The sequence below is a fragment of the Humibacter ginsengisoli genome, from assembly GCF_054780095.1.
This window is the reverse complement of record NZ_BAAGWZ010000007.1, coordinates 208,886-219,749: the sequence shown is the minus strand read 5'-3', so window position 1 is coordinate 219,749 and position 10,864 is coordinate 208,886. Positions and strand designations below refer to the sequence as shown.

Annotated in this window: 10 protein-coding genes and 1 tRNA gene; 8 read left to right on the top strand and 3 right to left on the bottom strand. The window is 67.5% G+C overall.

Features of this window, described 5'->3' with window-relative positions:
* Positions 1–46 precede the first annotated feature (46 nt).
* The 3 genes from ACYVI5_RS14070 to ACYVI5_RS14060 all read right to left on the bottom strand — a co-directional run bounded on the left by ACYVI5_RS14070 (position 47) and on the right by ACYVI5_RS14060 (position 3,791).
* Positions 47–1,183 carry a DUF222 domain-containing protein gene (locus ACYVI5_RS14070; protein WP_460580747.1) on the bottom strand — a complete coding sequence of 379 codons (1,137 nt, stop codon included), beginning with the start codon at positions 1,181–1,183 and terminating at the stop codon, positions 47–49.
* A 140-nt stretch (positions 1,184–1,323) separates the two neighbouring features.
* Entirely contained in the window at positions 1,324–2,148 is an 825-nt protein-coding gene (locus ACYVI5_RS14065) for a hypothetical protein (protein ID WP_460580746.1), read from the bottom strand.
* 14 nt (positions 2,149–2,162) lie between these two features.
* Positions 2,163–3,791, bottom strand: coding sequence for a PspC domain-containing protein (locus ACYVI5_RS14060; RefSeq protein WP_460580745.1), 1,629 nt, complete (start codon positions 3,789–3,791; stop codon positions 2,163–2,165).
* A 114-nt stretch (positions 3,792–3,905) separates the two neighbouring features.
* Here ACYVI5_RS14060 and ACYVI5_RS14055 point away from each other — a divergent pair, with 114 nt between their 5' ends.
* The 8 genes from ACYVI5_RS14055 (at position 3,906) to ACYVI5_RS14020 (ending at position 10,851) form a co-directional block, all read left to right on the top strand.
* On the top strand, positions 3,906–5,129 hold the full coding sequence (locus ACYVI5_RS14055) for a PspC domain-containing protein (protein ID WP_460580744.1): 1,224 nt from the start codon (positions 3,906–3,908) through the stop codon (positions 5,127–5,129).
* The gene (locus tag ACYVI5_RS14050) at positions 5,126–5,809 is read left to right on the top strand and encodes a transcriptional regulator (RefSeq protein WP_460580743.1); all 684 of its coding nucleotides are present in this window, start codon (positions 5,126–5,128) and stop codon (positions 5,807–5,809) included. Before ACYVI5_RS14055 ends, ACYVI5_RS14050 begins: the two co-directional genes overlap by 4 nt.
* A gap of 125 nt (positions 5,810–5,934) precedes the next feature.
* Positions 5,935–6,007: transfer RNA gene (locus ACYVI5_RS14045), tRNA-Trp, on the top strand.
* A 39-nt stretch (positions 6,008–6,046) separates the two neighbouring features.
* A complete protein-coding gene (secE, locus tag ACYVI5_RS14040; protein WP_440294999.1) occupies positions 6,047–6,322 on the top strand; it encodes a preprotein translocase subunit SecE in 276 nt (91 codons plus the stop codon).
* Positions 6,323–6,415: 93 nt separating this feature from the next.
* Positions 6,416–7,429 carry a transcription termination/antitermination protein NusG gene (gene nusG / locus ACYVI5_RS14035; protein ID WP_460580742.1) on the top strand — a complete coding sequence of 338 codons (1,014 nt, stop codon included), beginning with the start codon at positions 6,416–6,418 and terminating at the stop codon, positions 7,427–7,429.
* 140 nt (positions 7,430–7,569) lie between these two features.
* Positions 7,570–7,998 carry a 50S ribosomal protein L11 gene (rplK, locus tag ACYVI5_RS14030; RefSeq protein WP_440296397.1) on the top strand — a complete coding sequence of 143 codons (429 nt, stop codon included), beginning with the start codon at positions 7,570–7,572 and terminating at the stop codon, positions 7,996–7,998.
* A gap of 18 nt (positions 7,999–8,016) precedes the next feature.
* A complete protein-coding gene (gene rplA / locus ACYVI5_RS14025) occupies positions 8,017–8,706 on the top strand; it encodes a 50S ribosomal protein L1 (protein WP_460534400.1) in 690 nt (229 codons plus the stop codon).
* Between the two features lie 138 nt (positions 8,707–8,844).
* Positions 8,845–10,851, top strand: a complete 2,007-nt coding sequence (locus ACYVI5_RS14020; RefSeq protein WP_460580741.1) for a S53 family peptidase — start codon at positions 8,845–8,847, stop codon at positions 10,849–10,851.
* Positions 10,852–10,864 lie beyond the last annotated feature (13 nt).

Here is a 10,864-nt window from a genome sequence, read left to right as displayed (position 1 = left end):
GACCATCATGAACCAAGCCCTGGCCCTCGCGGCCTAACCGAAACTGTCACCCATCCGTGCAGCAGTCCCCGGCGATCGCTTTGCGTTGTTGGGGGGTGAAGCAGCGTTGCGGTGACCACAACGACACGATCCGCCCCTCACGGATCAGGAGTTTTTGGATGCCGCCGGCGCAGGCGAACTGGGTGACCGCGGTCATCGGGATCGGCTCCTGAACCCCGTCGATCCACCCGGCACCACGACCCTCCCGGAGGTCGTGTTCGTCCACCGTGACCAGCACCGTGGGTGCAGCACCCCCCATCGACGCAACCTCCGCACTGCGAGCGGCGGCATCGATCAGGGACGCGAACGCGTCATGCCGCCGCTGCGGCGACGTACGGTCATCCAGGCCAGCCTCTGTCAGCTGGTCGCCGTTGAGGAAGGTGGGTTTCGATTTCGGGGACACCACGGCGGCGATGGCTTGTTCCAGTTTCCCGGAGATCTCCGGCATCAACTCCATCCGATACCTGATCAGCCCACCCCTCGTGCCCAGCCGGGTCAGCGCACGATGCCGCATCGCCTCCTCCGCATCCCCCTCCACCCCGTCCGGATCCAACGCGACCCGCCACACCGTCGCCTGCACCCGGGTCTGATCCGCCGTGAACCCCTCACCCAAGGCGGAAGCGACCAGGTCACGCTCGGCGGCGGCCCAGTCCTCCGGATCAGCACGATGCTCCACACCAGTCAGGGTGTTGACGATGATGCGGGCGGCATCCTCACCCAGATCCCCGGTAGCGACCGCTTCGGCGACGGCGGGGAACTTCGGCGGCAACAACCCACCGGTGACCGAACCCCGCACCGCCACCGCCTGCCCGAGCGCAGCACGCCGGGCAGCGGTCGCCTCCGACACCCCGGTCAACCGTGCCGTCAACTCCGCGGGGGTGCGGCACCCATTACGGGCGGAGAGGCGTTCCGCACCGAGACCCTTCGGGGAGCGTTCCAGAATCTCCCCAGCACAATGCGCACGCAACGCATCCACCTTCCGGCCCAGGGCCTCCACCGCACGGGTCGCGGTCAGCAGCACCTCGTCCTCGAGACCGTGCACACCCGTCGCGGGCAGCACGTCATCCAGCGCTGCGGTGAGCGCGTCGAACGCATCCGACAGTGCCGCCGTGGAGGCGGCGACCGGTGCGTTCGAGCTGTTCATACAACCAAGTCGAGCAGCACCCACCGACATTCCGAACCGACCCCTGACCAGGCGTTTCACCTGTGGACAACCCGGCCGAACGCGCGTCTGTGGACGGAAAGTGGAGCATGGAGCGTCCCGCAACCAGGGCCGCCCTGACGCTACCCGCGATCTCGGGTCTGAACTCTGCGCTGGGCGCCGCGAATCGCCGATGTACCCGCGATCAGCAGCACGGCGACGCCGAGCGCCACGACCTCGATCACCGCCCATGCAACAGGTGTGAGGGATGCCTGCCACGCGTCGAACGCGTACCTCGCGTCGGGAGAGGCGGAGACCACGATCACTGCGGCGGCGAATGCCATGACGAGAACGCCCCACACGATCGCTCCGACACGCACTCGCGGTCGCGCGGAGACCGCGGGACCCCAGGAAGCCGTCCCAGAGAAAGCGGGCCCGGAGAAAGCGCCGTAGGGAACCTCCGACGAACTCCCGGTTTGTGGGGAAGTTCGGTTTTGAGCAGTCGGAGTAGTTGGGCCGTACGAGCCAGATGGGTCCGCAGAACCGTGCGTGGCGTCTGTGAAGCCGTACCCGGAGACCGCAGGGATGCCGAGTACCGAATCGATCGAATCCGTCGGCACTGTGGCTGTCTCGGCAGCACTCGTGCTCATTGCCTCATCCGCGGGCTCGATGACCTCGGTCGGATTCGTGACGTCGGTGCTCTCGCCTGAACGGGCGGACTCAGCGCGTTCGGCCGTGCGGCCGGTGCCGCCGCTGTCAGCGGCGCTCGTCCCGTCGGCGGTATCTGTCTTGTCGGCGGTGCCTGTCTTGTCGGCGGTGCCTGTCTTGTCGGCGGTATCTGTCCCGTTGCCCGTGTCCGTCTTGTCGCCCGCGTCGGCGCTGCCGGCCGCATCCATCGTCTCGGCCGCATCCATCGTCTCGGTCGCGTCCGCCGCGACGTCTTCGGGCTTGTCGTCGTGTTGTGGCATCGCCGTCTCCTCGTTCATCGCTGGGCCGCCGGGTAGTAGTAGACGTTCACGTCGCCGGCGATCTGGTCGATCTGTAGATCGACCGTCGGAGTCGAGTGTCCGAACACGTAGGTGTGCGTCAGCCCCGAACCGCTCGACGGTGCGACCTCGTGCGTGTCGCCCTGGCCATCGAACCGGGCGGCGCTCACGGAGCTACCCGCCGTGTGCTGAACGACCACGACGCGCGCGCTGACGCCGTTCTGCAGCCGCACGGCGACATCGCCCGCGCCCTGCACGACATCCGCCGTCCTGGTGCCCGATGTGTCGTAGTTCAGCTCGAGCGATCCGACCGGCTGATAGATCGAGACATGCTGCGGGTTCCAGTACGTGGCGCGAGGCAGCAGCATCAGTTCGTGTCCGTGTGGCGGCACAGTCGCACCGAAGGTGGCCAGAACCAGCACGATCGACACGAACGTGAGGAAGCCGCTGCGGCGACGCAGGATGCCGGCCGTCACGATCGCGAGCCCGATCACGCCGGTCGCCACAGCGAGCGCGATCGCGAGCGCGTAGTCCGAGGCAGCGCCGACGAGTGCGATGGCGGCAGCGATCCCGCCCGCCACCAGAGCGACCCCGAGGGCGATGAAGACGTATGCGGCGCTCGTGCGCGGGTTCGCCGCCCGGCGACGTCTGCGGGCCTCCTCCGCCTCGGCTGCGAGCACCTGCGACTGCGCCCGCAGCTCGGCCGAGCGCTGCTGACGGATCGCCCTGGCATCGTCGCGCTGCGTCGTCCAGGCCGCGTAGTCCGCCTTCCACGCGTCCTGCCGGGCACGCCAGTCGGCGAGGTCGCCTTGGTCAGGGGCCGTGGCCGCCGAGGCCGAGCTCGCTGCTGTCGCATCCGTGCTGCGCGTTCCATACACGGTGCTGCCCGGCGCGGTGGAAGAGCCCGGCGCGGTGGAAGAGCCTGGCGCGGTGGAAGAGCCCGGCGCGGTGGCCCATGCCGGGGCAGCGTTCGCAGAGGCCGAATGTGCGGCGCCGGCACCGGCATCCGTCGGTGAGGTCGAGGGTGAGCTCGGTGAGGCAGAAGACGAGCCAGAAGAGTAGGGAGGACGTGAATCCGGAGCCGCCGACGGCATCCGGCCGTTGCGCACGGCCCAGATGATCACGCCAACGATGAGGGCGATCACGAGCAGTGTCCACAGCACCCGGCCGACCGACGAGAACCAGCTCAGCCCGCTCCAGAACTGAGCGCCCGCCCACCAGAAGCCCTGCGCGAACGGCAGGAACGAGAACAGCGCGATGACGATGATCGCGATGATCGGCGGGTCGAAGTGCCCCTTGATCAGGCGCTGCAGGTGGATGTCGCCCTGCGCATCAGGCAACATCAGCCACGCCGCTGCGTAGAGCAGGAACGCGGGGCCGCCGAGCACGGCCACCACCACGGCGATGCCGCGCACGATGATCGGATCGATGCCGAGTCGTGCGGCGACTCCGCCGCAGACCCCGCCGATCCATCCGTTCTGGCGCACGACCCCGAGGGATCGGAGCCAGCCGAAGAATCGCTCGCCCCCGCTGCCCTGGGCGCCGTTCTGTTGTGAGTACGCGGCGCCGTAGGAGTGCGCTCCGCCCGCTGCGTGGTCGTCGTGCTGACGGGGATGTTCAGACATGCTTCGATCGTGCCCGAGCCGCCGCTCGCTCCGCGATGGGGGATGCCCCTGATCGGTCCCTGAGATCCGTCGCCAGGGCGTACCCCGATTCCGCTCGGATGGTTGGATGCCAGTATGTCCACCCCCTCGAGCGGAGCCGGCCTGCGGCCGCCGCTTCTCCGGCCGCGCGAGTGCGCCCTGGGTGGAGTGTGCGTCGCCGTCGCCCGGCATCTCCGGTGGAGCGTGCGGACGACCCGATGGCTCGCGGTCGGGCTCGCACTGTGCGGAGGCGCGGGCATCCTGCTCTATGCGTGGCTGTGGGCGCTGACGCCGCTCGAGCCGGCCGAGACGGACGCGCACGGTCTCGTGCATCGCCGTGTTTCGGTGCCGTGGGTGCTGTTCGCGATCGCAGCCGCGCTGACCCTTCTCATGTTCGGTCTCGGCGGCTCGTTCCGTGCCGGGCTCACGGACCCGGCCGTGCTGTTCCCGATGATCATCGGCGTCATCGGGTGCGGCGTGGGCGCGGTGGCGTGGGACCAGCTCGTGGATGCCTCCGCTCCCCGTAACGAGGCCACCGCCCGCTGGCTGCGCACCGCGAGTGGCGTGCTGCTGCTGGCCGCCGGCATCCTCGGCATGCTCATCTGGGGTGGGGGAGCGCCCGGCTGGGCATGGATGCTTTTCCTTGCGGCCGTTCTCGCCGGTGTCGCGGTTCTGGCCGGAGCGTGGGCTCTGCGACTCTGGCGCGAGCTGATCGCCGAACGCACCAAGCGGGTGCGCGAGGAGGAGCGTGCCGAGATGGCAGCGCATCTGCACGACTCCGTGCTGCAGACGTTGGCGCTCATCCAGACCAGGGCGGGAGCTTCCAGCGAGGTCGCCAGGCTCGCGCGGGCCCAGGAGCGTGAGCTGCGCGAGTGGTTGTACTCCGGCGAGCGGCGGGACGACAGCGATCTGGTCACCGACCTGCGCGACACGGCGGCGGCACTCGAACTCGACTACCCGGTGCGGTTCGATCTGGTGGCCGTCGGCGAGACCGCCGAACGCTCCAGCGGCGAGGTTGCCGCGGCGGCGCGGGAGGCCATGCTGAACGCCGCCCGTCACGCAGGCGGCGACGTCAGTGTGTACGTCGAGGGCACGCCGCACTCGGTCGACGTCTTCGTGCGCGACCGAGGCTCTGGTTTCGACCTCCGTGACGTGCCTTCCGACCGCATGGGTGTTCGGGAGTCGATCGTGGGCAGGATGCGCAGGGCAGGCGGGCAGGCATCCGTGCGTCCGGGCGCGGGGAGTGTGGGGACCGAGGTGCGCATCCATCTCGAGTACGGCGCGGAACAGGGCGCCGAGTCCGGAGAGGAGCAGCAGTGACCGAGCCAAGCGGCCCATCGAGCGGGTCGGATGACATCACCGTGGTCATCGTCGACGACCATTCCATCTTCCGGTCGGGGCTGCGCGCCGACCTTGGAGCGGGCATCCGTGTCATCGGCGAGGCTGGAGACGTGGACTCCGCCGTGGAGACGGTCGCCGCGCTGCGGCCCGACGTCGTGCTGCTCGACGTGCACCTGCCAGGTGGTGAGGCGGGAGGCGGGGCCGAGGTAGCGCGACGGGCCGCACCTCGAGCGCAGTCGACGAGGTTTCTGGCGTTGAGCGTGTCGGACTCGGCCGAAGACGTGGTCGCCGTCATCCGCGCGGGCGCCCGGGGATACATCACGAAGGGCAGCTCCGGTGCCGAGGTGACGCGCGCCGTGCAGGCCGTCGCCGGCGGCGACGCGGTCTTCTCGCCACGGCTGGCCGGGTTCGTGCTGGATGCGTTCGGCACGGCATCCGGAGAGCAGGCGGAGAGCGTCGACGAGCTGGACCGCCTGACGGCCCGTGAACGCGAGGTGATGCGGCTCATCGCCCGCGGATACGCGTATAAAGAGGTGGCCGGTGAACTGTTCATTTCTGTGAAAACGGTGGAGACCCACGTCTCCGCCGTATTGCGCAAGCTCCAGTTGTCGTCGCGTCATGAGCTGACCGCGTGGGCCCTCGCGAGGCGTCTGCTGTGAGGCGATCGTCGCTTTGCGCTACCGTGCACCGCTCGCCTACACTTGACCGAGGTTGTTGAAGTCAGCCAAGCTTTTCTGCGCCCATTTTCGAATCGTTCGGAAGCGGTCACGACTTCGGCACGTAAAGGGCGGTGGCTCAATTGGTAGAGCAGCGGTCTCCAAAACCGCAGGTTGCAGGTTCGAGTCCTGTCCGCCCTGCAAGTCGGTGCTCGTGCACCGGCCCACGAAAGGTATGAGGTGGCCCGAAAAGTCATCGACGAGCCCAGCGAGGATGTCGTCGCGAACGCCAAGAAGGAGCGGGAAGCCAAGCGCAACCCCTTCTCTCGGATCGCACTGTTCATCCGGCAGGTCTTCGGCGAGCTGCGCAAGGTCGTCACACCGACGCGCGGAGAGCTGCTGAGCTACACAGGCGTCGTGCTGGTCTTCGTGATCATCATGATGGGCATCGTGTTCGGTCTCGACCAGCTCTTCGGGTGGCTCGTCATCCTCGTCTTCGGTGGCTCATCGTCCTGACGGCCGACACGGCCGCTGGGCGGGACGGCCTGGATGAATCGGCGGCGCGGGCCGTGACCTGCGCGACAACAGGAATGGATTGGTAAGAGCGAAGTGTCTGAACGAGAGCGCGACGACGTCGATTGGGCGACGACTGCCGAGCAGTCCGCCGAGGACGACGAGGCGCAGGAAGGCAACCAGCTGAAGTCCGCAGAGGACTCGTCGGATTCCGCCGAGCGGAGGGCACTGCACGTGACCGGCACCGACGGCAACGACATCGACCTCGATGCCGTGCTCGATGCGATCGCCGAGACCGCCGACCCCGAGGCCGACGCCCTCGTGGACGACGCGCTGGAGATCGACGACGCCGACGAGGCGGAGGCCGCGTTCGAGGCGATCGAGGACGAAGAAGAGGTGGACGGCGCTGACGATGCCGGCGAGGCCGCTGCGTCCGAGGAGTCCGACGACGCTTCGGCCGAGGAAGTCGAGGAGGCCGAAGAGGCAGAGGTCGACCCATACGAGGAGTTCAAGCGCGAGCTGCGCTACCTGCCCGGCAAGTGGTACGTCATCCACTCCTACGCCGGCTTCGAGCGCCGCGTGAAGCAGAACCTGGCCAACCGCACGGCATCCATGGGCATGGAGGACTACATCTTCCAGACCGAGGTGCCGATGGAAGACGTGGTCGAGATCAAGAACGGCCAGCGCAAGATGGTCAACCGTGTGCGCATCCCGGGTTACGTGCTCGTGCGTATGGATCTCAACGAGGACAGCTGGTCCGTCGTGCGCCACACCCCCGGTGTCACCGGCTTCGTGGGCAACGCGCACAACCCCACGCCGCTGCGCTTCGACGAGGCCTTCAACATGCTGAAGTCGCTCGTGCAGGTGGAGCCGGTCTCCACGGGCAAGGCCGCGGCGGGCAAGGGCACCAAGGCCGCTACGCGCGTCGCCCCGATCGAGGTCGACTTCGAGATCGGCGAGACCATCACCATCAAGGAAGGCTCGTTCGCGGGCCTGCCGGGCTCCATCAGCGAGATCAAGCCGGAGAGCGGAAAGCTCACCGTGCTCGTCTCCCTGTTCGAGCGCGAGACTCCCGTCGAGCTCAGCTTCGATCAGGTCACCAAGCAGTAGAACCCGCGGCGAGAGCACAGCCACGCATCGAGTAAGATTGCATGGTTTGCGCTCGCGCGCATTCGACACCACCATCCGGACAGTCCGGGTGCGTGGGAGAGCGGATGCTTACATGCATCCGTTCGTAGAAAGGACAATCAATGGCACCGAAGAAGAAGGTCACGGGTCTGATCAAGCTTCAGATCAAGGCCGGCGCCGCCAACCCCGCCCCGCCGATCGGTCCGGCGCTGGGTCAGCACGGCGTCAACATCATGGAGTTCTGCAAGGCGTACAACGCTGCGACCGAGTCGCAGCGCGGCAACGTCATCCCGGTGGAGATCACCGTCTACGAGGACCGTTCCTTCACGTTCATCCTCAAGACGCCGCCGGCCGCCGAGCTCATCAAGAAGGCCGCGGGCGTGGCCAAGGGTTCCGGTGTTCCGCACACCACCAAGGTGGGCAAGCTCACCGCCGCACAGGTTCGTGAGATCGCCGAGCAGAAGCTCGTCGACCTGAACGCGAACGACCTGGATGCGGCATCCAAGATCATCGCCGGCACCGCCCGTTCCATGGGCATCACGGTCGAGTAAGAAAGGTAGGTCAGAACCATGGCACAGAAGTCCAAGGCCTACCGGGCCGCCGCCGCCAAGATCGAAGACGGCAAGTACTACACCCCCGACGAGGCCGTTGCGCTCGCACGCGAGACCGGTTCGGCCAAGTTCAACTCCACGGTCGAGGTCGCGCTGAAGCTCGGCGTCGACCCCCGCAAGGCGGACCAGATGGTGCGTGGCACGGTCATCCTGCCGCACGGCACCGGCAAGACCGCTCGCGTCATCGTGTTCGCGACCGGCCCGGCTGCCGAGGCGGCCATCGCTGCCGGCGCCGACGAGGTCGGCGGCGACGAGCTCATCGAGCGCGTGGCCGGCGGCTGGACCGACTTCGACTCCGCCGTGTCTACGCCGGAGCTGATGGGCAAGGTCGGTCGTCTCGGAAAGGTGCTCGGCCCGCGTGGCCTCATGCCGAACCCGAAGACGGGAACCGTCACGCCCGACGTGGCCAAGGCCGTCTCCGACATCAAGGGCGGAAAGATCGAGTTCCGCGTCGACAAGCACGCCAACGTGCACTTCGTCGTGGGCAAGGCCGGATTCACCCCGGAGCAGCTCTCCGACAACATCAAGGTCGCGCTTGAAGAGGTCGTGCGGCTCAAGCCGTCGGCCGCCAAGGGTCGTTACATCCAGAAGGGCGCCGTGTCGACCACGTTCGGTCCGGGCATCCCGCTGGACGTGAACGCGATCTGATCGACTGAAGCACTCGTACAAAGGGCTCCGCATTGCGGGGCCCTTTGTCGTGTCCCCCTTGTGAGGCACATATGCGCGGGCATAGTGTCCGATTCGTGCGCGCCGATGGGGATGCGCACACCGATCGGAAGGAATGGGATGACGACACGAGCAAGTCGCCGCATGCTCACGAGGCGTGCGACGGCGATCCTCGCAGCTGGCGCAAGCATCATTGCGCTGTCAGCGACAGGCATTTCCGCGGCGGACGCCGCAACCACCGTCGACTACGCCGGCTCGGTTCCGAACTGGGCGACGAGTGCGAACGACAGCGGGACTCCCGCGGCCGACACGAGCGTGGAGGGCGAGCTCTACCTCAAGCTCCGCGATCAGCAGGGCGCATCGAACCTGGCGATGGCGGTCTCCACGCCTGGCACCAGGCAGTACCGGCACTGGCTGAGCCCGCAGGCGTGGATCGCGCGTTTCTCTCCGACGCAGAGAACCTACGACGCGACGTTGGCGTATCTCACGTCGAAGGGGCTCACCATCACGGGCACCCCTGACAGCAGGCAGTACATCGTCTACCGGGGAACACCGGAGGAGATGAAGGCCGCGTTCGGCACCACCCTCCACACGTACTCACACGACGGGCGGCAGCTCATCGCGCCGTCCACCGCGCCGTCGCTGCCATCGCAGATCGGGGCATCCGTGAGCGCGGTGAGCCTCGACCAGTCGCGCACCCTCACCCGGCCCGACTCGATCAAGCAGGGCGACATCCCGTCGACAAGCGGACCGAGCACGCCGAAGCCGCGGATGTTCGCCGGCACTGCCCCCGTGGTGAATGCTCCGTGCTCCACCTACTGGGGTCAGAACACTGCGACAGTGCCCGCCGCGTACAACGGCCAGACGCAGTACCCGACGAACATCTGCGGGTACGTGCCGAAGCAGTTGCGCTCCGCCTACAACCTGGACACCTGGTCGAGGTGGGGAGTGGACGGCTCCGGGCAGACCGTGGCCATCATCGACGCGTATGCGTCGCCGAGCATCCAGTCGGACGTGAACCAGTACTCGGCGCAGAACGGCGAGCCGCAGCTCGCCCCCGGTCAGTACCAGCAGATCGTGCCGGATCCGAGCGAGTTCGTCGACACGGCTCTCTGCCAGGAACCGAGCGGATGGCAGGGCGAGCAGACCCTCGACGTCGAGGCAGTGCACGCCATCGCCCCGAAGGCGAACGTGCTGTACGTGGGCGGGTTCGACTGCGAGGGCGGGCTGGACATCGCCATGTCGAAGATCCTCGACCACAAGCTCGCGAACATCGTGAGCAACAGCTGGGGCGACGTCGGTGAGGATGTTCCCGCCGACGTGATCGCGGGGCAGCAGAACCTGCACATCCAGGCGGCAGGTGAGGGCATCGGGCTGTACTTCTCCAGCGGCGACAACGGAGACGAGGCGGCGAACCTGGGTTACCCGTCGCCGGACTTCCCGGCATCCTCTCCGTACGTCACGTCGGTAGGCGGCACATCGATCGGAGTGGACCAGAAGGGCAAGCTGGTCATGGAGGTCGGCTGGGGCGTTCAGGCCGATGTCATCAAAAAGGATGCCGACGGCAACCTCTCCTACACCGATCCGCTTCCCGGCTCGCTCTTCGCGGGCGGCGCAGGCGGTGGCGTGAGTGCGGTGAACGCGGAGCCCGCATACCAGAAGGGCGTCGTGCCGGACGCGCTGTCGAAGGGCAAGCGCGTCTCGCCCGACCTGGCGGCGCTCGCCGACCCGTACACCGGGTTCGAGATCGGCATCTCGCCGATCGTCGATGACAGCACGCTCGCCACGGGTGACTACATCAACGAGACCTACGGCGGAACTTCGCTCGCGTCTCCGTTGACGGCGGCGCAGGTCGCGTTGGCGCAGCAGCTGACGCACTCGACGATCGGGTTCGCCAACCCGACGTTGTACGGGCTCGACCGCATCCTGCCGTCGGCGTTCCGTGACGTGCAGCCGCCGTCGCAGGAGGTCGCAGTCGTCTACACGAGCAAGACGAGCGGACGCTCGTTCCTCATGACGCTGAACCACGACACGTCGCTGAGCGTCACCAAGGGATACGACGACGTGACGGGCATGGGCGCCATGTCGTTCGACCTGGCGCATCTGCTGGCCCAGGGCAGACATTAGTCAGGGCGGACGC